The 23,377-nt window shown below is 67.3% G+C and carries 25 protein-coding genes; 19 read left to right on the forward strand and 6 right to left on the reverse strand.

Annotated elements, in window-relative coordinates; all coding sequences use genetic code 11:
* Positions 1 to 130: 130 nt before the first annotated feature.
* The gene (locus tag HWX25_RS19370) at positions 131 to 955 is read left to right on the forward strand and encodes a PhnD/SsuA/transferrin family substrate-binding protein (RefSeq protein ID WP_175909787.1); all 825 of its coding nucleotides are present in this window, start codon (positions 131 to 133) and stop codon (positions 953 to 955) included.
* Positions 956 to 978: 23 nt separating this feature from the next.
* Here HWX25_RS19370 and HWX25_RS19375 read toward each other — a convergent pair whose 3' ends face one another.
* Together HWX25_RS19375 and HWX25_RS19380 are read right to left on the reverse strand one after the other, a co-directional pair.
* Positions 979 to 1,719, reverse strand: coding sequence for a GntR family transcriptional regulator (locus HWX25_RS19375; RefSeq protein WP_059818353.1), 741 nt, complete (start codon positions 1,717 to 1,719; stop codon positions 979 to 981).
* A 1-nt stretch (position 1,720) separates the two neighbouring features.
* Positions 1,721 to 3,409: a sigma-54-dependent Fis family transcriptional regulator gene (locus tag HWX25_RS19380; RefSeq protein WP_175909789.1), complete on the reverse strand. Its 1,689-nt coding sequence runs from the start codon at positions 3,407 to 3,409 to the stop codon at positions 1,721 to 1,723.
* 130 nt (positions 3,410 to 3,539) lie between these two features.
* Between HWX25_RS19380 and HWX25_RS33460 the strand changes: the two genes are divergently transcribed.
* From HWX25_RS33460 to HWX25_RS19465, 17 genes are all read left to right on the forward strand, one after another.
* A complete protein-coding gene (locus HWX25_RS33460) occupies positions 3,540 to 3,926 on the forward strand; it encodes a phenol hydroxylase subunit (protein ID WP_244135270.1) in 387 nt (128 codons plus the stop codon).
* A 16-nt stretch (positions 3,927 to 3,942) separates the two neighbouring features.
* Positions 3,943 to 4,938: a phenol hydroxylase gene (locus tag HWX25_RS19390; RefSeq protein ID WP_175909791.1), complete on the forward strand. Its 996-nt coding sequence runs from the start codon at positions 3,943 to 3,945 to the stop codon at positions 4,936 to 4,938.
* Between the two features lie 37 nt (positions 4,939 to 4,975).
* Entirely contained in the window at positions 4,976 to 5,245 is a 270-nt protein-coding gene (locus tag HWX25_RS19395; protein ID WP_059818357.1) for an MmoB/DmpM family protein, read from the forward strand.
* A gap of 38 nt (positions 5,246 to 5,283) precedes the next feature.
* Positions 5,284 to 6,834 carry an aromatic/alkene/methane monooxygenase hydroxylase/oxygenase subunit alpha gene (locus HWX25_RS19400; protein WP_059818358.1) on the forward strand — a complete coding sequence of 517 codons (1,551 nt, stop codon included), beginning with the start codon at positions 5,284 to 5,286 and terminating at the stop codon, positions 6,832 to 6,834.
* Positions 6,835 to 6,908: 74 nt separating this feature from the next.
* Positions 6,909 to 7,265, forward strand: coding sequence for a phenol hydroxylase subunit P4 (locus HWX25_RS19405; protein WP_175909793.1), 357 nt, complete (start codon positions 6,909 to 6,911; stop codon positions 7,263 to 7,265).
* A 25-nt stretch (positions 7,266 to 7,290) separates the two neighbouring features.
* Positions 7,291 to 8,355, forward strand: coding sequence for a phenol 2-monooxygenase domain-containing protein (locus HWX25_RS19410; RefSeq protein ID WP_175909795.1), 1,065 nt, complete (start codon positions 7,291 to 7,293; stop codon positions 8,353 to 8,355).
* Between the two features lies 1 nt (position 8,356).
* A complete protein-coding gene (locus HWX25_RS19415) occupies positions 8,357 to 8,713 on the forward strand; it encodes a 2Fe-2S iron-sulfur cluster-binding protein (RefSeq protein WP_059692558.1) in 357 nt (118 codons plus the stop codon).
* Positions 8,714 to 8,746: 33 nt separating this feature from the next.
* On the forward strand, positions 8,747 to 9,691 hold the full coding sequence (locus HWX25_RS19420) for a catechol 2,3-dioxygenase (protein WP_059692557.1): 945 nt from the start codon (positions 8,747 to 8,749) through the stop codon (positions 9,689 to 9,691).
* Positions 9,692 to 9,711: 20 nt separating this feature from the next.
* On the forward strand, positions 9,712 to 10,161 hold the full coding sequence (locus HWX25_RS19425; protein WP_175909798.1) for a heme-binding protein: 450 nt from the start codon (positions 9,712 to 9,714) through the stop codon (positions 10,159 to 10,161).
* Positions 10,162 to 10,221: 60 nt separating this feature from the next.
* Positions 10,222 to 11,733, forward strand: coding sequence for a 2-hydroxymuconic semialdehyde dehydrogenase (locus HWX25_RS19430; protein WP_175909800.1), 1,512 nt, complete (start codon positions 10,222 to 10,224; stop codon positions 11,731 to 11,733).
* Between the two features lie 28 nt (positions 11,734 to 11,761).
* Positions 11,762 to 12,544 (forward strand): 2-oxopent-4-enoate hydratase, encoded by a 783-nt coding sequence (dmpE, locus tag HWX25_RS19435; protein WP_175909802.1) that lies wholly within the window; start codon positions 11,762 to 11,764, stop codon positions 12,542 to 12,544.
* A 41-nt stretch (positions 12,545 to 12,585) separates the two neighbouring features.
* On the forward strand, positions 12,586 to 13,506 hold the full coding sequence (locus tag HWX25_RS19440) for an acetaldehyde dehydrogenase (acetylating) (RefSeq protein ID WP_059818364.1): 921 nt from the start codon (positions 12,586 to 12,588) through the stop codon (positions 13,504 to 13,506).
* 44 nt (positions 13,507 to 13,550) lie between these two features.
* Entirely contained in the window at positions 13,551 to 14,597 is a 1,047-nt protein-coding gene (dmpG, locus tag HWX25_RS19445) for a 4-hydroxy-2-oxovalerate aldolase (protein WP_175909804.1), read from the forward strand.
* Complete coding sequence (gene dmpH, locus HWX25_RS19450) at positions 14,594 to 15,382, forward strand: 2-oxo-3-hexenedioate decarboxylase (RefSeq protein WP_175909806.1); 789 nt, start codon at positions 14,594 to 14,596, stop codon at positions 15,380 to 15,382. Before dmpG ends, dmpH begins: the two co-directional genes overlap by 4 nt.
* 24 nt (positions 15,383 to 15,406) lie before the next feature.
* Entirely contained in the window at positions 15,407 to 15,601 is a 195-nt protein-coding gene (locus tag HWX25_RS19455) for a 2-hydroxymuconate tautomerase (protein WP_257130074.1), read from the forward strand.
* A 35-nt stretch (positions 15,602 to 15,636) separates the two neighbouring features.
* Positions 15,637 to 16,458: an alpha/beta fold hydrolase gene (locus tag HWX25_RS19460; RefSeq protein WP_175909808.1), complete on the forward strand. Its 822-nt coding sequence runs from the start codon at positions 15,637 to 15,639 to the stop codon at positions 16,456 to 16,458.
* A 67-nt stretch (positions 16,459 to 16,525) separates the two neighbouring features.
* Positions 16,526 to 17,428, forward strand: a complete 903-nt coding sequence (locus HWX25_RS19465; RefSeq protein ID WP_175909810.1) for a transporter — start codon at positions 16,526 to 16,528, stop codon at positions 17,426 to 17,428.
* An 80-nt stretch (positions 17,429 to 17,508) separates the two neighbouring features.
* On the opposite strand, the gene hndA is transcribed toward HWX25_RS19465, so the two are convergent.
* Complete coding sequence (gene hndA, locus HWX25_RS19470) at positions 17,509 to 18,459, reverse strand: 2-hydroxy-1-naphthoic acid nonoxidative decarboxylase (protein WP_175909812.1); 951 nt, start codon at positions 18,457 to 18,459, stop codon at positions 17,509 to 17,511.
* A 121-nt stretch (positions 18,460 to 18,580) separates the two neighbouring features.
* On the opposite strand from hndA, the gene HWX25_RS19475 reads away from it, so the two are divergent.
* Entirely contained in the window at positions 18,581 to 19,465 is an 885-nt protein-coding gene (locus HWX25_RS19475; protein ID WP_175909813.1) for a LysR substrate-binding domain-containing protein, read from the forward strand.
* 29 nt (positions 19,466 to 19,494) lie between these two features.
* On the opposite strand, the gene dbpA is transcribed toward HWX25_RS19475, so the two are convergent.
* From dbpA to mqo, 3 genes are all read right to left on the reverse strand, one after another.
* Positions 19,495 to 20,892: an ATP-dependent RNA helicase DbpA gene (dbpA, locus tag HWX25_RS19480; RefSeq protein WP_175909815.1), complete on the reverse strand. Its 1,398-nt coding sequence runs from the start codon at positions 20,890 to 20,892 to the stop codon at positions 19,495 to 19,497.
* Position 20,893: 1 nt separating this feature from the next.
* The gene (locus HWX25_RS19485; RefSeq protein WP_059818388.1) at positions 20,894 to 21,091 is read right to left on the reverse strand and encodes a hypothetical protein; all 198 of its coding nucleotides are present in this window, start codon (positions 21,089 to 21,091) and stop codon (positions 20,894 to 20,896) included.
* A gap of 338 nt (positions 21,092 to 21,429) precedes the next feature.
* Complete coding sequence (mqo, locus tag HWX25_RS19490) at positions 21,430 to 23,088, reverse strand: malate dehydrogenase (quinone) (protein WP_175909817.1); 1,659 nt, start codon at positions 23,086 to 23,088, stop codon at positions 21,430 to 21,432.
* Between the last annotated feature and the right edge of the window lie 289 nt (positions 23,089 to 23,377).

Below are 23,377 nucleotides of genomic sequence, written 5' to 3' on the forward strand. Positions count from 1 at the left end.
CCAAGCAATTCGCATTTGCTTATCGCTGCGCGACCGATAAGCATTGACCGCCCCAGGCGCGTGCCGGACCTGTGCGAAACCCGAGCAAACGGGCTTTCTCCAACGCACCGCCGGTGCGTAGAATGCGCACATGAGCCCATGGATCGCCGGACTGCCGATGTACAACGTGACGCCGCGCCACGCCGCACTGTGGCGCGCGTTGCTGCGTGACGCACTCGACGCGTTCGCGCGTCACGGCGGGCCGGCCGGCGTCGCGCTGCTCGACGAACCGTTCGGAGATCTGCACGCGCTGTGGCACCGCAGCGACTTGCTGTTGTCGCAGACATGCGGTTATCCGTACCGGATGCTCGGATTGCGCGATGCCGTGCACCTGATCGCGACACCGGCATTCGATGCGCCCGGCTGCGACGGCGCGCGTTACAGCAGTGTGCTGGTGGCGTCGGCGCGCGTGCATGCGGGCGGCGCGACGACGCTGGCTGCCTGTCGCGGATTACGGGCCGCATTCAACGGCGAGGATTCACACAGCGGGATGAACGCGTTCCGGCACGCGGTCGCGCCGCATGCGCACGACGGGCGTTTCTTCGGTTCGGTCGTGTCGTTCGGCTCGCACCTGAACGTGCTGCGCTCGCTGGCGGCAGGCGCTGCCGATTGCGCGGCGATCGACTGCGTGACGTTCGCGTATGTGCGTGACGCACTGCCCGAGTTGTTGAACGACATCCGGATCATCGGCATGACGGCGTCGGCGCCGGGCTTGCCATTGATTGCATCGAAGGCGCTGAACGGGAGCCTCGTGGAGGCGTTACAGGATGCGCTCGATCACGCGGTCGCGGTCGATGCGGATCGGGCGACCGCGCTGCGCCTGAAGGGATTCGAGCGCCGGCCGCCGGCCGCATACGACACGATTGCCGATCTCGCGCGGGACGCGGCCGCGCACGGGTATCCCGAGCTGGCGTGAGCGCGTCGTCCGCGCGGCGGTGGCTAGAACGGCAAGGTGCCGGGCGGCGCGTTGCGTACCACGGCGAGCGTCGTGCCGATGTGGTCTTCGAGCGCGAGGGCGGCGCGCGCATCGGCGCGGCGCATCGCGGCCTCGAACAGGCACGTGTGCTCCGCATGCACGTCGCGCTTCGAATCGCCGAGCCCGATGCACACGCGCCGATAGCGTTCGCTTTGCTGCGACAGCATGCGCAGGATCAGGTACGTCCAGGGCGTCGCGGCCGCCGAGATCAGCGCTTCGTGAAAGCGACGGTTGCACGCTTCCCATGCGGCGCGGTTTTCGATGGACACCGGTTGCTCCCACGCCGACAGCATGTCGAAACTCTGCCGCACGCGCTGCGCCCACGCGTCGTCGCCGCGCCGCACGGAGTCGCGCAGCGCATCGACCTCGATATGAATGCGCAGCCGCGTGATCGCTTCCAGATCGTCGACCGACATCGGCGTCACGCGAAACCCGCGCTGCCCTTCGGCGACGACCAGCGCATCGCTGACGAGCCGCGTGAGCGCCTCGCGCAGCGTGCCCGCGCCGACGCCGTACACGTCCTTCAGATGCTCGACGCGCAGCTTCGTGCCGGGCGGGTAATGTCCCTCGATGATGTGTTGACGGAGCTGGTGATACGCGTGCTCGCTGAGCGTGCGGGCATGCGGCTCGGCGGCGTCGTCGGCGGCCGGCTCAAGCGCCGGCGACGAGTCGTCGAACGGATGGGCGGGCAGGATGGTGTTCATGTCACGCGTTCTCCTGATCCTGTTTGCGGTTGAGCCGATAGCTGAGCTGTGCGCGCGTCAGGCCGAGCAGGCGCGCGGCGGCCGACAGGTTGCCGTTCGCGCGATCGACGGCCTCGTGCAGCAGCGCGCGTTCGAGGCCGTCGAGCCCGCCGCCGCCCTGCAACTGGTCGAGGATGGAGCCGCAGTCGATCGACATGGCGGCCGCCGGCCGGATCTGCCCGGCCCGGTCGACCGTCGCGCCGCCGGGTGAGCCGACGCCGGGGAACAGGTCCTTAGCGTCGACCGGGCGGTTCGGGCGCGACAGGATCACCGCGCGCTCGATCAGGTTCTCGAGCTCGCGCACGTTGCCGGGCCAGCGGTAGCCGCGCAGCGCGTCGTAGGCGTAATCGGTCAGCGTCGGCGTCGGCTTGCCGTGCACGGCCGCGAAGCGTTCGAGCATCGCGTCGGCGAGCGGCGCGATGTCGTCCTGCCGGTCGCGCAGCGGCGGAATCAGCACCGGGTAGACGTTGATCCGGTAATAGAGATCGGCGCGAAAGGTGCCGTCGCGCACGGCCTGCTCAAGATCGCGGTTGGTCGCCGCGACGACGCGGACGTCCACCTTCCGGCCGTCGGTCGCGCCGAGCCGCTCGACCTCGCCCTCCTGAAGCACGCGCAGCAGCTTCGCCTGAACGTCGAGCGGCAGCTCGCCGATCTCGTCGAGAAACAGCGTGCCGCCGTCCGCGCGCTCGAAGCGGCCGGCGCGCGCGGCTTGCGAGCCCGTGAACGCGCCTTTTTCCGCACCGAACAGTTCGGACTCGATCAGCGCATGCGGAATGGCCGCGCAGTTGATCGCGACGAACGGCTTCTGCGCGCGCGGGCTGAGGCTGTGCAGCGCGCGCGCGAAACGCTCCTTGCCGACGCCCGTTTCGCCGGTAAGCAGCACGGCGACCTTGGTCGGCGCGGCCGTCTCCAGCAGCGCATAGGCCGCGCGAAACGCGTCGGAACGTCCGACGAGGCGAGTCCGGCCGTCGTCGGGCGTCATCTCGAGGCGCAGCGATTCGACTTCGGTCTGCAGGTCGCGGATCGTATTGATCAGCGAGTCGGCCTTGAACCACGACGAGATCTCTTCGGCATCGGGCCATTCCTCGGCCGGCTTGCCGACGATCGTGCAGTGCGGGTCGTGCATGCCGACGCAAGTCGTTTCCTTGAACAGGATCGTCCGGCCGATGAACGCACTGGTGTAGCCGGTCGCATAGCCGATCAGCATCCAGCAGACGGGCTCGGGCTGCGGCCCGAACGTGCGACGGTGCACGTCGGCCTCCCATGAATGTTCCCAGCGGTATTCGCAATAGAACGCGCCCGTCGCGGGATCGGCCTCGAACCGCACCGGCGTGACCTGCACCGCGCCTTCGAGCATGTGCAGTTGCGGGCCGACATGGAACATGTCGAACAGCGACGCGCCGCTGCGAATCTCGCGGGCGAGCGCGGCATCCCGTTCGCCGGCGGCGAATCCGACACGCGTGAAGAAGCGTCGCGTCTGTGCCGGTCCGACGCTTTCCATCAATTCCTGGCGCAGCGTCGCCAGCGCGCCGGCATGCAGCAGCACCATCCGCTGACCGGCCAGCCAGATGCGACCGTCGCTCGCCGAAAAATGGATCAGCTTGCGCAGGTCTGTGTCCGGCGGCAATGGGGGCAGGCTGGGCCGCGTCATGTCTCCTCCGTCGAGATTTCTCGTGATTTTCAAGGTTTTCGCCAGCGGCGTCACAGCTGGCGGATCGATTTGATCATTTCGGCAAATGCGCTCGACCGGGTTGCTCAAATGATGAAAAACGCCGCCGTGTATGGCTTCGGTCGTGGTCGACGCCGACCGATTTCCGTTCTGGTTAACCGCCATTGTGGATCGCGAATTTGAACTTCGCGTCAGGGCTTTCCCTGAATTATCGAGATTTTTTGGGCGCCTGCCCGGACGTGGCACGGATGGTGCATTGAAGTCCGGCATGGAGGCGACACCGATCATGAATCAGCACCCGACCGATCTTTCCCCGCTCGACCCTTGCCGCAAGTGCGCGCGCGTGACCGGCACGAACGCGCGCGGCTTCGTCGAATTCGAGTTTTCGCTCGGCGGCGCGCCGGATCTGTTCGTCGAGCTGACGTTGTCTCCTGCCGCCTTCGACGCGTTCTGCCGCGAACAGCAGGTTACGCGGCTCGACGTCGAAGCGAACCCATGACCTTGAGGAGCAAGAAGTGACCATCGAGCTGAAGACAGTCGACATCAAGCCGCTCCGGCACACCTTCGCGCATGTCGCGCAGAACATCGGCGGCGACAAGACGGCGACGCGCTACCAGGAAGGCATGATGGGCGCGCAGCCCCAGGCGAACTTCCATTACCGGCCGACCTGGGATCCGGACCACGAGATCTTCGATTCGTCGCGCTCGGCGATCAGGATGGCGAACTGGTACGCGTTGAAGGATCCGCGCCAGTTCTACTACGCGTCGTGGGCGACGACGCGTGCGCGCCAGCAGGACGCGATGGAGTCGAACTTCGAGTTCGTCGAATCGCGCCGGATGATCGGCCTGATGCGCGACGACGTGGCCGCGCAGGCGCTCGACGTGCTGGTACCGCTGCGTCATGCCGCGTGGGGCGCGAACATGAACAACGCGCAGATCTGCGCGCTGGGCTACGGCACCGCGTTCACCGCGCCCGCGATGTTCCATGCGATGGACAACCTCGGCGTCGCGCAGTACCTGACGCGCCTCGCGCTCGCGATGGCCGAGCCCGACGTGCTTGACGCAGCCAAGGCCAGCTGGACGAACGACGCCGCCTGGCAGCCGCTGCGCCGCTACGTCGAGGACACGCTGGTCGTGGCCGATCCGGTCGAGCTGTTCGTCGCGCAGAACCTCGCGCTCGACGGCCTGCTGTATCCGCTCGTCTACGACCGCTTCGTCGACGAACGGATCGCGCTCGCGGGCGGCTCGGCGGTCGCGATGCTCACCGCGTTCATGCCGGAATGGCACGCCGAATCGAGCCGCTGGATCGACGCGGTGGTGAAGACCATGGCCGCCGAATCCGACGACAACCGCGTGCTGCTCGCCCGCTGGACCCGCGATTGGTCTGCACGAGCCGACGCGGCGCTCGCGCCGGTCGCGGCGCGCGCGCTGCAGGATGCAGGCCGGGCAGCGCTCGACGAAGTGCGCGAGCAGTTTCAGGCACGCGTCGCCAAGCTCGGCCTCGCGCTCTGACGACGGGCATTCACTTCACATTCCAAGGAAAGCCAGCATGTCGAATGTATTCATCGCCTTTCAGGCCAATGAGGAATCCAGACCAATTGTCGACGCGATCGTCGCCGACAACCCGCGCGCGGTGGTGGTCGAGTCGCCCGGGATGGTCAAGATCGACGCGCCGGACCGGCTGACGATCCGCCGCGAAACGATCGAGGAACTGACCGGCACGCGCTTCGACCTGCAGCAGCTGCAGGTGAACCTGATCACGCTGTCCGGTCACATCGACGAGGACGACGACGAGTTCACGCTGAGCTGGTCGCACTGAACGCCGCGCAACACGCACCGACAACACCGGAGACACGAATGGACACGCCAACGCTCAAGAAAAAGCTCGGCCTGAAGGACCGCTACGCGGCAATGACACGCGGCCTCGGCTGGGAGACGACCTACCAGCCGATGGACAAGGTCTTCCCGTACGACCGTTACGAAGGCATCAAGATCCACGACTGGGACAAGTGGGTCGACCCGTTCCGCCTGACGATGGATGCGTACTGGAAATACCAGGGCGAGAAAGAGAAGAAGCTGTACGCGGTGATCGACGCGTTCACGCAGAACAATGCGTTCCTCGGCGTGACCGACGCGCGCTACATCAATGCGCTGAAGCTGTTCATCCAGGGCGTGACGCCGCTCGAATATCTCGCGCATCGCGGTTTCGCGCACGTCGGCCGGCACTTCACCGGCGAGGGCGCGCGCATCGCGTGCCAGATGCAGTCGATCGACGAGCTGCGGCACTACCAGACCGAAACGCATGCGATGTCAACGTACAACAAGTTCTTCAACGGCTTCCATCACTCGAACCACTGGTTCGACCGCGTCTGGTACCTGTCGGTGCCGAAGTCGTTCTTCGAGGACGCGTATTCGTCGGGGCCGTTCGAGTTCCTGACGGCGGTCAGCTTCTCGTTCGAATACGTGCTGACGAACCTGCTGTTCGTGCCGTTCATGTCGGGCGCCGCGTACAACGGCGACATGTCGACGGTCACGTTCGGCTTCTCCGCGCAGTCGGACGAATCGCGGCACATGACGCTCGGCATCGAGTGCATCAAGTTCCTGCTCGAGCAGGACCCGGACAACGTGCCGATCGTGCAGCGCTGGATCGACAAGTGGTTCTGGCGCGGCTACCGGCTGCTCACGCTGGTCGCGATGATGATGGACTACATGCAGCCGAAGCGCGTGATGAGCTGGCGCGAATCGTGGGAGATGTACGCGGAGCAGAACGGCGGCGCGCTGTTCAAGGATCTCGCGCGCTACGGCATTCGCGAGCCGAAGGGCTGGCAGGACGCATGCGAAGGCAAGGACCACATCAGCCACCAGGCATGGTCGACGTTCTACGGTTTCAACGCGGCCTCGGCGTTCCACACCTGGGTGCCGACCGAAGACGAGATGGCGTGGCTCGCCGCGAAGTATCCCGACTCGTTCGACCGTTATTACCGCCCGCGCTTCGACTACTGGGGCGAGCAGGCGAAGGCCGGCAACCGCTTCTACATGAAGACGCTGCCGATGCTGTGCCAGACCTGCCAGATCCCGATGCTGTTCACCGAGCCCGGCAACCCGACGAAGATCGGCGCGCGCGAGTCGAACTACCTCGGCAACAAGTTCCATTTCTGCAGCGATCACTGCAAGGAAATCTTCGACCACGAGCCGCAGAAATACGTGCAGGCGTGGCTGCCCGTGCACCAGATCTATCAGGGCAACTGCTTCCCGCCCGACGCGGATCCGAGCGCGGAAGGCTTCGATCCGCTCGCCGCGGTGCTCGACTACTACGAGGTGCAGATGGGCCGCGACAACCTCGATTTCGACGGCTCGGAAGACCAGAAGAACTTCGCGGCCTGGCGCGGCCAGGCCACGAGCAACTGACCCGCAACCGACAAGCAACCTTGAAGAAGGCCCGCGCGCGCTGCCGCGTGAACGCGGGCCGACAGGAGACAAACATGGCCGTCATCGCGCTCAAACCCTACGACTTCCCGGTGAAGGATGCCGTCGGGAAGTTTCCGGCGCCGCTGCTTTACGTGTGCTGGGAAAACCACCTGATGTTTCCCGCGCCGTTCTGCCTGCCGCTGCCGCCCGACCTGCCGTTCGGCGCGCTCGCCGACAAGGTGCTGCCGCCGGTCTACGGCTATCACCCCGACTTCGCGAAGATCGACTGGGACCGCGTCGAGTGGTTTCGCTCCGGCGAGCCGTGGACGCCGGACGCAGCGAAGAGCCTGGCCGACAACGGCCTCGGGCACAAGGATTTGATCAGTTTCCGAACGCCGGGCCTCGATGGCCTCGGCGGCGCGAGCTTCTGATCGCCACGCCAACGAGCGAACCATCATGAGCCACCAACTTACCATCGAGCCGCTGGGCGTCACGATCGAGGTCGAGGAAGGACAGACGATGCTCGATGCCGCGCTGCGCCAGGGCATCTACATTCCGCATGCGTGCTGTCACGGCCTGTGCGGCACCTGCAAGGTCGCGGTGCTCGACGGCGAGACCGATCTCGGCGATGCGAACCCGTTCGCGCTGATGGATTTCGAGCGCGAGGAAGGCAAGGCGCTCGCGTGCTGCGCGACGCTGCAGGCCGACACCGTGATCGAGGCCGACGTCGACGAGGAACCGGACGCGGAGATCATTCCGGTCAAGGATTTCGCGGCCGACGTCACGCGCATCGAGCAGCTCACGCCGACCATCAAGTCGATCCGACTGAAGCTGGCGCAGCCGATCCACTTCCAGGCAGGCCAGTACGTGCAGCTGGAGATTCCCGGCCTCGGGCAGAGTCGCGCGTTCTCGATCGCGAACGCGCCGGCCGACGTCGCGGCCACTGGCGAAATCGAGTTGAACGTGCGGCAGGTGCCGGGCGGCCTCGGCACCGGCTATTTGCACGAGCAACTGGCGACGGGCGACCGCGTGCGCCTGTCGGGCCCGTACGGCCGCTTCTTCGTGCGCCGCTCGGCCGCGCGGCCGATGATCTTCATGGCCGGCGGGTCGGGGCTGTCGAGCCCGCGCTCGATGATCGCGGACCTGCTCGCCGGCGGCGTCGCCGCGCCGATCACGCTGGTCTACGGCCAGCGCAACGCGAAGGAGCTGTACTACCACGACGAATTCCGCGCGCTGGCCGAACGTTATCCGAACTTCACATACGTGCCGGCGCTGTCCGAAGGCGCGCCGGATGCGGGCGGCGAGGTCGCGCAAGGGTTCGTGCACGACGTCGCGAAGGCGCATTTCGACGGCGACTTCTCGGGGCATCAGGCGTACCTGTGCGGACCGCCCGCGATGATCGACGCCTGCATCACGACGTTGATGCAGGGCCGCCTGTTCGAGCGCGACATCTATCACGAGAAGTTCATCTCGGCGGCCGACGCGCAGCAGACGCGCAGCCCGCTGTTCCGGCGGGTGTGACATGGACGCGGGCCGCGTATGCGGGACGGTCAGGATCGCGCAGACCGACGAGCGCTATGCGTGCGTGTCCGGCGAGTCGTTGCTGGCCGGCATGGCGAAGCTCGGCCGGCGCGGCATTCCGGTCGGCTGCCTGAACGGCGGGTGCGGCGTGTGCAAGGTGCGCGTGCTGCGCGGCGCGGTGCGCAAGCTCGGGCCGGTCAGCCGCGCGCACGTCAGCGCGGAAGAAGAGAACGACGGCTATGCGCTCGCGTGCCGTGTGGTGCCGGACGGCGACGTCGAACTCGAAGTGGCCGGCCGGCTGAAGAAGCCGTTCTTCTGCGGCGCGGCCGGTGCCGGCGCGCCGACGATCGACAAGTAACCAGGAAACCAGGAAACCAGGAGGAGACACATCATGGGTGTGATGCGTATTGGTCATGTCAGTCTGAAGGTGATGGACATGGAAGCGGCGCTGCGTCATTACGTGCGCGTGCTCGGCATGCAGGAGACGATGCGCGACGCGGCGGGCAACGTCTATCTGAAATGCTGGGACGAATGGGACAAGTATTCGCTGATCCTGTCGCCGTCCGACCAGGCAGGGCTCAAGCACGCTGCGTACAAGGTCGAGCACGACGCTGACCTGGACGCGCTGCAGCAGCGTATCGAGGCATACGGGATCGCGACCGAGATGCTGCCCGAAGGCGCGCTGCCGGCCGTCGGCCGTCAACTGCGGTTCCTGCTGCCGAGCGGGCACGAACTGCGGCTGTTCGCGAAGAAGGAGCTGGTGGGCACCGCGGTCGGCTCGCTGAACCCCGATCCGTGGCCCGACGACGTTCCGGGCTCGGCCGTGCACTGGCTCGACCACTGCCTGCTGATGTGCGAACTGAATCCCGAAACCGGCGTGAACCGTGTCGAGGAGAACACGCGCTTCATGGCCGAGTGTCTCGACTTCCATCTGGCGGAACAGGTGATGGTCGGCCCCGGCAACACGATCCAGGCCGCGACGTGGATGTTCCGCAGCACGACGCCGCACGACATCGCGTTCGTCGGCGGCCCGAGCAACGGCCTGCATCACATCGCGTTCTTCCTCGACGACTGGGCCGACGTGCTGAAGTCGGCCGACGTGATGGCGAAGAACAAGGTGAAGATCGACGTCGCGCCGACGCGGCACGGCATCACGCGCGGCACCACCATCTATTTCTTCGATCCGAGCGGCAACCGCAACGAGACGTTCGCGGGGCTCGGCTATCTCGCGCAACCCGATCGCCCGGTCACGACGTGGACCGAGGAGGAACTCGGACGCGGGATCTTCTTCCACTCCGGCGAGCTGAACGAAGCGTTCACGACCGTCTACACCTGAGCCGCAAGGAGTCCAGCGTCATGGATCGAAACGACACGAACCGGAGCGTCGACACGCGCACGATCGACTGGCCCGCCGCGGCACGCGCGGCGCAGGCGGCGGCCGAGGCCGCCGAGCGGCTCGGCGTGCGCGTGAACGTCGCGGTCGTCGATGCGGCGGGGCTGCTCGCGGCATTCGTGCGCATGCCCGGCGCGCCGCTGCATTCGATCGACATCGCGATCGACAAGGCGTACACGGCCGCGAGCTTCGGTCTGCCCACCGGCGCGTGGCACGCCGCATTGGCGTCGCACTCCGACGCGGTGCGGCAGGGCCTCGTGCTGCGGCCGCGTTTCGTCGCGTTCGGCGGCGGGCTGCCGATCGTCGATGACGGCGCGTTGATCGGCGGCATCGGCGTATCGGGCGGCAGCGAGGCGCAGGACGCGCAATGCGCGCACGCGGGGCTCGACGCGGCCGGCTTCGGCGGGCCATGACGCTCGGCGCGCGAACGCGCTTCACGAACCCACGGATTCACGATCATCGGCACACACATCATGTACGACACCGAACCCATCGCCGCGACACGCGGCCCCGCCGGCGGGCAGCCGGACCCGCGGCTCGTCCGCAACTTCATCGACGGCGAGTATCGCGCGGGCGAACGCTGGTTCGACAAGCGCTCGCCGCTCGACAACGCGGTAATCGCGCGCGTCGCCGAAGCGAGCCGCGCGGATGTCGACGCGGCGGTACAGGCCGCCCGCGCGGCGCTGGCCGGCCCGTGGGGCGCCCTGACGGTCGCGCAGCGCGTCGAACTGCTGTATGCGGTGGCCGACGGCATCACGCGCCGCTTCGACGATTTTCTCGAAGCGGAAGTGGCCGACACCGGCAAGCCGGTGAGCCTCGCCAGCCATATCGACATCCCGCGCGGCGCCGCGAACTTCAAGGTGTTCGCCGACGTGGTGAAGAACGTGCCCGGCGAAACCTTCGAGATGGCGACGCCGGACGGCGCGGGCGCGCTCAACTACGCGATCCGTCGGCCGGTCGGCGTGGTCGGCGTGATCTGCCCGTGGAACCTGCCGCTGCTGCTGATGACGTGGAAGGTCGGCCCCGCGCTCGCCTGCGGCAACACGGTGGTCGTGAAGCCGTCGGAGGAGACGCCGCAGACGGCCGCGCTGCTCGGCGAAGTGATGAACGCGGCGGGCGTGCCGCGCGGCGTCTACAACGTCGTGCACGGCTTCGGGCCGGGTTCGGCCGGCGAATTCCTGACGACGCATCCGGGCGTGAACGCGATCACGTTCACCGGCGAGACGCGCACCGGCGCGGCCATCATGAAGGCGGCGGCCGACGGTGCGCGGCCCGTCAGCCTCGAAATGGGCGGCAAGAACGCGGCGATCGTGTTCGCCGATTGCGATTTCGACGCGGCCGTCGAGGGCACGTTGCGCTCGTGCTTCGCGAACGCGGGGCAGGTTTGCCTCGGCACCGAGCGCGTGTATGTCGAGCGTCCGCTGTTCGAGCGTTTCGTCGCCGCGCTGAAGGCCGGTGCCGAACGGCTGCGGCCCGGCCGTCCGGAAGCAGAGTCGACCGGCCTCGGCCCGCTGATCAGCCAGGAGCATCGCGACAAGGTGCTGTCGTATTACCGCAAGGCGGCCGAACTCGGCGCGACGGTCGTGACGGGCGGCGGCGTGCCCGACATGCCGGCGGATCTGCGCGACGGCGCGTGGGTGCAGCCGACGATCTGGACCGGCCTCGGCGACGATTCGCCGATCGCGCGCGAAGAGATCTTCGGGCCGTGCACGCTGGTGATGCCGTTCGATTCCGAAGCCGAGGTGATCGGCCGCGCGAATGCGAATGCGTACGGGCTGTCGACCGCGATCTGGACGACCAACCTGTCGCGCGCGCACCGCGTCGCGGCGTCGATCGACGTCGGCATCGCGTGGGTCAATTCGTGGTTCCTGCGCGACCTGCGTACGGCGTTCGGCGGCGCGAAGCAATCGGGCATCGGCCGCGAAGGCGGCGTGCATTCGCTCGAGTTCTACACGGAGCTTCGCAACGTCTGCATCAAGCTCTGACCCAACCGTTCATGACCGGAAAACTCTTATGGACTCCACGTTGATTACCACGCTGGGCGACCGGCTATACGACGCGATGACGTCGCGCGAGCCCATCGCGCCGCTGACGTCGCAGCACGAGGACCTGTCGGTCGACGACGCGTACCGGATCCAGCAGCGCTTCGTGCAGCGCCGCCTGGACGCCGGCGAGACCGTCGTCGGCAAGAAGATCGGCGTCACGTCGAAGGCGGTGATGGACATGCTCGGCGTCTACCAGCCCGACTTCGGCTACCTGCTGTCGGGCATGGTGGTCGGCGAGGGCGAGTGCATCGCGCTCGACACGCTGATCCAGCCGAAGGCCGAAGGCGAGATCGCATTCGTGCTGAAGCGGGACCTGCTCGGCCCGGGCGTGACGAACGCGATGGTGCTCGCCGCGACCGAATGCGTGATGCCGTGCTTCGAGATCGTCGACTCGCGCATCCGCGACTGGAAGATCTGCATCGGCGACACGGTCGCCGACAACGCGTCATGCGGCGTGTTCGTGCTCGGCGACCGGGCGGTGAGCACGCGCAGCGTCGATCTGTCGACCTGCGGAATGGTGCTCGAGAAGAACGGCGACGTGATCGGCACCGGCGCCGGCGCGGCCGCGCTCGGCTCGCCGGTGAACGCGGTCGCGTGGCTCGCCAACACGCTCGGCCGCCTCGGCATTCCGCTGAAGGCCGGCGAAGTGATCCTGTCCGGCGCGCTCGCCGCGATGGCGCCGGTCGGGCGCGGCGACAACTTCCGCGTGTCGATCGGCGGGATCGGCGCGTGTTCGGTGCGGTTCGCGTGAGCGCCGCCCGTTCCCCTTTCCACGCAAACGAGGAATTTCCCATGACCCGAAAGATCCGTTGCGCACTGATCGGTCCCGGCAACATCGGCACCGACCTGCTCGCCAAACTGATGCGCAGCCCCGTGCTCGAACCCGTGTGGATGGTCGGCATCGATCCCGATTCCGATGGCCTGAAACGCGCGCGCGAACTCGGCCTCAAGACCACTGCCGACGGCGTCGACGGCCTGCTGCCGCATGTGCGGGCGGACGGCGTGCAAATCGCGTTCGACGCGACGAGCGCATACGTCCATGCGGAAAACAGCCGCAAGCTGAACGCGCTCGGCGTGCTGATGATCGACCTGACGCCGGCCGCGATCGGCCCGTACTGCGTGCCGCCCGTCAACCTGAAGGATCACATCGGCTCCGGCGAGATGAACGTGAACATGGTCACGTGCGGCGGCCAGGCGACGATTCCGATGGTGCGCGCGATCTCCCGCGTGCAGCCGGTCGCGTACGGCGAGATCGTCGCGACCGTGTCGTCGCGTTCGGTCGGCCCCGGCACCCGCAAGAACATCGACGAGTTCACGCGTACGACGGCCGCGGCCGTCGCGCAGGTCGGCGGCGCGAAACAAGGCAAGGCGATCATCGTGATCAACCCGGCCGACCCGCCGCTCATCATGCGCGACACCGTGCACTGCTTGACGGAAAGCGCGCCCGACGAAGCGCGCATCGTCGAATCGGTGCACGCGATGATCGCCGACGTGCAGCGCTACGTGCCCGGCTACCGGCTCGTCAACGGGCCGGTGTTCGACGGCAACCGCGTGTCGGTCTATCTCGAGGTCGAAGGCCTCGGCGACTACCTGCCGAAATACGCGGGCAACCTCGACATCATGACGGCCGCCGCCGCGCGCACCGCCGAGATGTTCGCCGAGGAACTGCTGGCCGGGCGCCTCACGCTGGCATCGGCCGCCGAGGCGGCCTGACGCCCGCCAACGCGACTTCCACGACCGGACGACAAGGAACGGAAATGAATCTCAAAGGCAAACGAATCACCGTCCACGACATGACGCTGCGTGACGGCATGCACCCGAAGCGTCACCAGATGACGCTCGACCAGATGCGCTCGATCGCGAGCGGGCTCGACGCGGCCGGCGTGCCGCTGATCGAAGTCACGCACGGCGACGGCCTCGGCGGCTCGTCGTTCAACTACGGCTTTCCCGCGCATACCGACGCGGAATACCTCGGCGCGGTGATCCCGCTGCTGAAGCGCGCGAAGGTGTCGGCGCTGCTGCTGCCGGGCATCGGCACCGTCGACCACCTGAAGGAAGCGCACGCGCTCGGCGTGCATACGATCCGCGTCGCGACGCACTGCACCGAGGCGGACGTGTCCGAGCAGCACATCGCGATGGCGCGCAAGCTCGACATGGATACCGTCGGCTTCCTGATGATGAGCCACATGAACAGCCCCGACGGGCTGGTGAAGCAGGCGAAGCTGATGGAGTCGTACGGCGCGAACTGCATCTACATCACCGATTCGGCCGGCTACATGCTGCCCGACGACGTGAAGGCGCGCCTCGCCGCGGTGCGCGACGCGCTGAAGCCTGAGACGGAACTGGGCTTCCATGGTCACCACAACCTCGCGATGGGCGTCGCGAACTCGATCGCCGCGATCGAGGCCGGAGTGAACCGGATCGACGGCGCGGCGGCCGGGCTCGGCGCCGGCGCGGGCAACACGCCGCTCGAAGTGTTCGTCGCCGTCTGCGAGCGGATGGGTATTGAGACCGGCGTCGACGTGTGGAAGATCCAGGACGTCGCCGAGGATCTCGTCGTGCCGATGATGGATTTCCCGATCCGCATCGACCGCGACGCGCTGACGCTCGGCTATGCCGGCGTGTACGGCTCGTTCCTGCTGTTCGCGAAGCGCGCGGGCGAGAAGTACGGGATTCCGGCGCGCGACATCCTCGTCGAGCTCGGCCGGCGCGGCATGGTTGGCGGGCAGGAAGACATGATCGAGGACACCGCGCTGACGCTCGCGAAGGCGCGCGCGGCACAAACGAAGCGGGAGGCCGCATGAATCTCACGACCGACACGATCGAGTCGCTGGCCGCGCATCTCGACGACTGCATGCGCGAGGCGCGCGACACGCCGAAGATCACCGACCGTCATCCGGAGATGGACTGGGACGACGCATACGCGGTGCAGGATGCGATTCGCCGCCGGCAGCTTGCGCGTGGCGCGCGGATCGTCGGCTACAAGGCCGGCCTGACGTCGCACGCGAAGATGCGGCAAATGGGCGTGGACACGCCCGTGTTCGGATTCCTGACCGACGTCTACGACCTGCCCGACGGCGGCGAGTGCGATACGTCCGCGCTGATTCATCCGAAGGTGGAGCCCGAGATCGCATTCGTGACGAAGGCCGAGCTGAAGGGGCCGGGCTGCCATGTCGGCGCGGTGCTCGCCGCGACGGACTTCGTCGTCGCCGGGATCGAGGTGATCGACAGCCGCTACCGCGACTTCAAGTTCGACCTGAAGAGCGTGGTGGCCGACAACACGTCGGCCGCGCGCTTCGTCGCGGGCGGCAGGCCGCTGGCCGTGCACGGCGTCGACCTGCGCACGCTCGGCATCGTGCTCGAGAAGAACGGCTTGCCGGTCGCGTTCGGCGCCGGCGCGGCCGTGCTCGGGCACCCGGCCGCCGCGATCGCGATGCTCGCGAACCACCTCGGCGCGCGCGGCGAATCGATTCCGGCGGGCAGCCTGATCCTGTCGGGCGGTATCACGGAGGCGGTGGCCGTCGCGGCCGGCGACAACGTGACGCTGCGCGTGCAGGACATCGGGTCGGTGGGCCTGCGATTCATCTGAACGTTTCGAACGCAAAGGGAGGCCATCGTGCCGATAGCGCATCTGTACATCCTGGAAGGCCGCGACGACGACAAGAAGGAACGCCTGATCGCCGAAGTCACCGAAGCCATCCATCGCTCGCTCGACGCACCGCTCGAATCGGTGCGCGTGATCATCACCGAGATGCCGAAGGCGCACTTCGGGATCGGCGGGCAGAGCGCGAAAAAGCGCGGCCGCTGACGCGCCGCGCCATCGAAATCGACTGGAGGAGCGTCATGTCAACCAATCCCGAACTGGGCCGCCGGATCGTCGCGAGCGGCCTCGACACCAACTATCACGACCTCGGCGACGGGCCGCCCGTGCTGCTGATCCACGGCTCGGGGCCGGGCGTCACGGCCTACGCGAACTGGCGGCTCACGATGCCCGCGCTCGCCGAGCAGTTTCGCGTGATCGCGCCGGACATGGCCGGATTCGGCGAAACCGAGCGGCCGCGCGATTACGCGTATTCGATGGACCACTGGGTCGACCACGCACTCGGCCTGCTCGATGCGCTTCGCGTCGAGCGCGCGCACGTGATCGGCAATTCGTTCGGCGGCGCGCTCGCGCTTGCGCTGGCGATCCGTGCGCCCGACCGGGTCGGCCGCCTCGTGCTGATGGGCGCGGCGGGCACGCGCTTCACGCTGACGGAGGGGCTCGATGCCGTGTGGGGCTATACGCCGTCGATCGCGAACATGCGCGGCCTGCTGGACATCTTCGCGTTCGATCGCACGCTGGTGAACGACGAACTCGCGAAGCTGCGCTACGACGCGAGCGTGCGGCCCGGTTACCAGGAGGCGTTCGCGAACATGTTTCCGGCGCCGCGCCAGCGCTGGGTCGATGCGCTCGCGAGCGACGAGGCGAAACTGCGCGCGCTGCCGCACGAAACGCTGATCGTGCATGGTCGCGAGGATCGCGTGATTCCGCTCGACAGTTCGATGAGGCTGCTGGAACTGCTGCCGAACGCGCAACTGCACGTGTTCGGGCGCTGCGGACACTGGACGCAGATCGAGCATGCGGCACGCTTCAACCGGCTCGTGATCGAGCACTTTGGCGAGTAGCCGGCGAAGGCGGCGTGCAGGACGACCATAAAAAATCAATTCAGTAGAACGAATATCGGAGACATCGATGAAACGAAAAACTGCATTCGGACTGGTCTCGCTCGCCGCGTGTGCGGGCATGGTGCTGAGCACCGGCGCATCGGCGACGGAAGGCGGCAGCGACACGATCGGAGAGGGCGCGGAGGCGTTCTTCGCCGGCGCGCTGCCGCCGGCTGGGTTGTACGGGCTGTTGTATTACACGCATTACCATGCATCGCGCTTCAACGATTCGCACGGCAACGGCTCGGTGCCGGGTTTCAAGCTCGACGCCGACGTGCTGATTCCGCGCGTCGTCTGGATGTCGAACCTGTCGGTGCTCGGCGGGCGCTACGGCGCATATGCGGTGCTGCCGATGGAGCACCTGGCGCTGGACGCGGGCGGCGCGTCGTTCGACCGCACCAATCTCGGCGACCTGATCGTTAGCCCCGCGCTGATCGCATGGGGATCGGGTGCGCTGCGCACCGTCGCGGCGATCGAGTTCGTGTTTCCGACAGGACAGTACGATGCCCACGCGGCGCTGAACACCGGGAAAAACTATTACACCGCGCGGCCGGTGTTCGGCGTGTCGTGGTTGCCGAACGACAAGATCGAGGTGTCCGCGAAGATGACCTACAGCTTCAACGCGCCGAACAACGATACCCATTACCACTCGGGGAACCTGTTCCACATCGATTACTCGGCGAGCTACGCGGTCACGCCGAAGGCCCGTGTCGGGCTGTCGGGATACTTCGTCAAGCAGACCACCGACGACATGCAGAACGGGCAGCCGGTCGCGGGCGACGGCTTTCGCGGGCAGACGTTCGCGATCGGGCCCGGCTTCCGTTACCAGTTCGGCAAGATCAGCGTGGAGGCGCGCGTCGTGAAGGAGTTCTTCGTGCGCAACCGGCCGGCCGGCGAGGCCGTGTGGGCTAAGGCTGTTATTCCGTTCTGACGGCGCGGCGCGGATGGCCGCGGGCCGAGCGAGCGCGTGACGCCGCCATTGCGGGGCGTCACGCTGCATGTCGTCGTGCGTTACCGCGCGAGCGCGGCGAGGCGCGGGAACAGCGGCAGCGCGTTCGCACGGTTGATCGCGGCGTGGCCGTCGGCGTCCAGCGGGGCATACGCGTCCTGCGCGGCGGCGAACGACGTGCTGACGGACGGCGGCGCATACGGGAAATCGCTGCCGTAGAGGATGTGAGCGGGCCTCGCGAACGCCATGAGGCTCGGCAGCGCGGACGGCGACGACAGCGCGGTGTCGAAGTAGAACGTGCGCAGCAGGTCGAGTAGCCCGTCGCGATCCGGCACGTCGTCGCGCACGCCCGGCGCGAGTTCGGCAAAGCGGTATGCCGTGTACGGCAGGAAGCCGCCGGCGTGCGACAGGATGATGCGCACGTTCGGGTAGCGCGCGACCACGCCGTTGAGCACGAGCTGCAGCGCGGTGCGCGTCGTATCGAACGGATAGTCGAGCAGCGGGCCGGGCATGCCGGCCAGGACGTCGATCGCGGGCTTGGCCGGATGAATGAACACCACCGCGTGACGGCGATCGAGTGCGGCCCAGACGGCTTCGAATGCCGCATCGCCGAGGTAGACGCCGCCGTAGTTGCTGAGCAGCACGACGCCGTCGGCGTTCAGCGTGTCGAATGCGTGGTCGATTTCGGCGAGCGCGCCGTCGACGTCGGGCAGCGGCAGCGTCGCGAAGTTGCCGAAGCGGGTCGGCCATTTCGCGACGAGGCCGGCCACGTATTCGTTGACCTGACGCGCCATGTCGCGTTTCGCCTGGCCGTTCCAGCCCTGCACGCCGGGCGCCGTCAGCGACAGCACGCCTGTGCGGATCTCCAGCGAATCCATGAACGCGAGCGCGGCTTCGGGGCTCCAGGTGGGGCTGCCCCAACCGGACGGGTCGCCGCCGTGGGCGGGCAGGGCGTCGGCCCAGAACGGCGGGACGACATGCTGGTGAACATCGATGCGGTTGCGGTCGGACATGATCGGGCTCCCTGGGCGTGCGCTGCGATGCAGCGGATGTCGATCAGGATGCGCGCGGTTGATTTTTCATTCCAATAGATTAAATTTCGAGATTAATCGTTACGAGTGATCAATCGACGTCATGGACCTTCGCCATTTGCGCTACTTTCTCGCGGTTGCCGAAGAAGGGCATTTCGGCCGGGCGGCGGAACGGCTGCATATCGTGCAGCCTGCGTTGAGTGCGCAGATCCGCGCGCTCGAGGAGGAGCTGGGCGCCACGCTGTTCGAGCGCACCACCCGCAAGGTGCTGCTGACCGACGCGGGTCGGTTGCTCGTCGCCGAAGCGCGGCACACGCTCGAGCAGGCCGAGCGCGCGAAGACGGTGGTGCAGCGTGCCGCACGCGGCGAGACGGGCGTGGTGCGGATCGGCTTCGTCGGCAATGCGGTCGCGACGGGGCGGCTGTCCGACGATCTGATCGCGTTTCACGCGGCATGGCCGGAGGTGACGCTCGACCTGCACGAAATGGCGCCGGCCGCGCAGCAGGACGCGATCCTGGCGGGCCGGCTCGACATCGGCTATTGCCCGGCCTTCGGCGCGGCGTTCGATCCGAAACTGGCCGTGCGGACGGTCGGCAGCTGGGCGTGGGACGTGATGATGAGCGACCGGCATGCGCTCGCGAAGCGGCGCGCGGTGAGCGTCGCGGCGCTGGCGGACGAGCCGTTCATTTTCTATGCGGCCGACGGCGACGACGAAGGGCAGCTGGCGATCCTGCGGCGGGTGCTCGGCCGGGCGCCGCGCATCGCGCACAAGGTGAGCAGCACGCTGTCCGTGCTGGCGTTGACGGGGGCCGGCCTCGGCGTGGCGCTGGTGCCGGCGCCGCTCAGCCGGATCGCGGCGCCGAACATCGTGTACCGGAAACTCGCGGGCGACGTGCCGGGCTCCGAACTCGTCGCGCTGAGCCGGATCGGCGGGGAATGGGGAGCGGTACGGCAGTATCTGGCGATGCTGGGCGGGCGCGCCGCGTAAGCGCCGCGGCCCGCGCCGGCATCACCGCGTCATTCCTCGTCCATCAACCGGACCTTGACCCGCTTGCCCTTGATCTTCCCCGCATTGAGCTTGCGCAGCGCGTCGCGCGCGACGCCGCGCTCGATCGCGACATAGGTCGAGAACTCGGTCACGTTGATCTTGCCGATCTGCTTGCCGTCGAACCCCGCGTCGCCGGTCAGCGCGCCGAGCACGTCGCCCGGGCGGATCTTGTCCTTGCGGCCGCCGAGAATCTGCAGCGTTTCCATCGGCGGCAGCAGCGTGTCGTTGCCGGCCGGCTTCAGTTCCGCGAGCGGATGCCATTCGACGTCGCGCTTCTGCGCCTGCTCGATCGCGCCGACGCGGCCCATCTCGTCCATGCTGGCAAGGCTCAGCGCCCAGCCTTCCTGGTCCGCGCGGCCAGTGCGGCCGATGCGGTGCACGTGCACTTCGGGATCGGGCGTCACGTCGACGTTGATCACCGCCTCCAGCTGCGCGATGTCGAGCCCGCGCGCGGCGACGTCGGTCGCGACCAGCACCGAGCAACTGCGGTTCGCGAACTGGATCAGCACCTGGTCGCGTTCGCGCTGTTCGAGCTCGCCGTGCAGCGCGAGCGCGTGGAAGCCCTGCGCGTGCAGCACGTCGAGCAGGTCGCGGCATTGCTGCTTGGTGTTGCAGAACGCGATCGTGCTCACCGGCCGGTAGTGGTTCAGCAACTGGCCGACCGCGTGCAGCCGCTCGGTTTCCGTCACTTCGTAGAAGCGCTGGCGGATCTTGCTATTGTCGTGGCGCTCTTCGAGCTTCACTTCCTTCGGATTACGCAGGAACTGCTGGCTCAGCTTCGCGATGCCGTCCGGATAGGTCGCCGAGAACAGCAGCGTCTGGCGCGTCGTCGGGCACATCCGCGCGACCTTCGCGATGTCGTCGAAGAAGCCCATGTCGAGCATCCGGTCGGCTTCGTCGAGCACGAGCGTGTTCAGCGCGTCGAGCTTCAGGTTGCCGCGGTCGAGGTGATCCATGATGCGGCCCGGCGTGCCCACGACGATATGCGCGCCGTGCTCGAGGCTCTGCGCCTGCGGCCGCATCGGCGTGCCGCCGCACAGCGTCAGCACCTTCACGTTTTCCTCGGCGCGCGCGAGGCGGCGCACTTCCTGCGCGACCTGGTCGGCGAGCTCGCGCGTCGGGCACAGGATCATTGCCTGCACGTCGAAGCGGCGCGCGTCGAGGCGCGCCAGCAGCGCGAGCGAGAACGCGGCGGTCTTGCCGCTGCCCGTCTTCGCCTGCGCGATCAGGTCCTGGCCGGCCAGCGCGATCGGCAGGCTCGCGGCCTGGATCGGCGTCATGTCGACATAGCCGAGCTGCGCGAGGTTCGCGAGCATGGCGGGCGTCAGCGTCAGCGCGCTGAACGGCGTGGCGGTCGATTGGGTCATGTCAGGAGAGATCTCCGAGGTAAGGGCGGCCTTCCATCTGTTCGTAGAGGACGTTCCCTTCCTCGTCCTCGAAGCGTTCGACATAGTTGCGCGCGCCGCACAGCGGGCAGCGGAACAGCAGCCCCTGGCCTTCGTCCTTGATGACGACGTCGGACGTCTCCCACTGCGTGCCGCAGCTCTGGTTTCGGCAGGTAAACACGGTCTTTCTCCAGCTGAATTCGGTTGATGGCGCGCCCGGCGGGCGCGGCAACGGCGTGCGGCGCTCGCGCGGCTCGGGCGCGGGCCGCACCGGCGGTCGCGTGGACCGCGTCGATGCGGATGGTGGATCGGGTGGCGACGGCGTCGCGCGTGCCCGCAATTCTAGCGGATGCGGGGGGCCGGCAGTGGGCGATACGGTGCGCGGACCGGCAGCGGACGAGCGTCGATGCGCGGCCGGTGAGGGCGCCGCCGACGGATGCGAGCGGTGCCGCCCGCATCCGCCATGAAAAACGGCCGCCCCGAAGGGCGGCCGTACGCGGCGAAACGGGGCCGGACGCGTTACAGCGCCATGTCGGCCGATGCCTTCGCGGGGCGCGCCGGGGCGGTGCCCGTCGCCTGCGACGGCGCCGTCAGGTCGATCTTCGGCGGCGGCGAGAGCTGCAGCACGTCGCTCGTGTAGGTCCATTCCTCGACGACCTTCGCCGGGCTGTCGTTCAGCTTCGTGCCGTAGCTCGGCACGATCTGGCGGATCTTCTGCTGCCATTCGGGCGTCGAGACCTTGTCCTTGAACACCTTCTGCATCAGGTTCAGCATGATCGGCGCGGCCGTCGACGCGCCCGGCGATGCGCCGAGCAGGCCCGCGATGCTGCCGTCCTGCGAGCTGACGATCTCGGTGCCGAGCTTCAGCACGCCGCCCTTCTTCGGGTCGCGCTTGATGATCTGCACGCGCTGGCCGGCTTGCCACAGGCGCCAGTCTTCCTTCTTCGCGTCCGGGAAATATTCCTTCAGCGCGTTGAAGCGGTCGTCGTCGGACAGCATCAGCTGGCCGGCGAGGTACTGGACGAGCGGAAATTCGTCGACGCCCACGCGCATCATCGGCGCGACGTTGTGCAGATTGGTGCTTTTCGCGAGGTCGAAGTACGAGCCGTTCTTCAGGAACTTGGTCGAGAACGTCGCGAACGGCCCGAACAGGATGATCTTCTTGCCGTCGATGATGCGCGTGTCGAGGTGCGGCACCGACATCGGCGGCGAGCCGACCGACGCCTTGCCGTACGCCTTCGCGAGGTGGCGCTTCACGACCTCGGGGTTGTCGGTCACGAGGAACGAGCCGCCGACCGGGAACGCGCCGTAGTCCTTCGCCTCGGGGATGCCCGACGCCTGCAGCAGGTGCAGCGCACCGCCGCCCGCGCCGATGAACACGAATTTCGCGTCGACGGCCTGCGGCGGTTCATCCGAATGCAGCTTCACCCACGACACGTGCCACGTGCCGTCCGCGTTGCGCGAGATCTCGCGCACTTCGCTCGACAGCGACAGCGTGAAGTTCGGCTGCGTCTTCAGGTAGCCGACGAACTGGCGCGTGATCTCGCCGAAGTTCACGTCGGTGCCGATCGGCGTCCACGTCGCCGCGACCTTCTGGTTGCGGTCGCGGCCTTCCATCATCAGCGGCACCCACTGCTTGATCTGGTCGTGGTCTTCCGAATACTGCATCCCGCGGAACAGCGGGCTCGCCTGCAGCGCGTCGTAGCGCTTCTTCAGGAAGCGGACGTTGTCGTCGCCCCACACGAAGCTCATGTGCGGCGTCGAGTTGATGAACGAGTGCGGATTCTTCAGCACGCCCTGCCTGACTTGCCAGGCCCAGAACTGGCGCGAGATCTGGAACGACTCGTTGATCTCGATTGCCTTCGAGATGTCGATCCTGCCGTCCGCCTTCTCCGGCGTGTAGTTCAGTTCGGCGAGCGCCGAGTGGCCGGTGCCCGCGTTGTTCCAGCCGTTCGAGCTTTCCAGCGCGACGCCGTCGAGGCGTTCGACCATCGTCATCGACCAGTCGGGCTGAAGCTCGTGCAGCCACACGCCGAGCGTCGAGCTCATGATGCCGCCGCCCACCAGCAGGACGTCGACCTTCTTCGTATCGGCGGCATGCGCGGACGACGCGACGCACAGCGCGAGCGCCGACAGTATTACCCGTAACGTTTTGATCACAGCAGATCCCTTTTTCAACTTGGATGCATCGGTTTGCCATGCCGCCCGGCCGATGCGGATTCGCGTTCGGCCCGCGCATCCGGAGATCCGGACCGCGAATCCGGAATTCCGGACCGGCCGCGTTCGCCGTTGCATTTGCGCACGCGAAGCCGTTGCGAAGGACACCTTCGGATCGACTTCATGAAGTCACGCAATCGCATGCTTCGCGGTCGTGCCGGGCGCGCGCGGGCCCGTGCCGCAGGCCTCGCCGGACGGCGCTTCAGGCCGCGTCGAAAGAGGCCGCGCGCAATGCGTTTCGCGGGGGCGG

Origin of the sequence: Burkholderia sp. BCC1640, assembly GCF_902833125.1 — a bacterium.
In the GTDB taxonomy this organism is placed as follows: Bacteria; Pseudomonadota; Gammaproteobacteria; order Burkholderiales; family Burkholderiaceae; genus Burkholderia; species Burkholderia diffusa.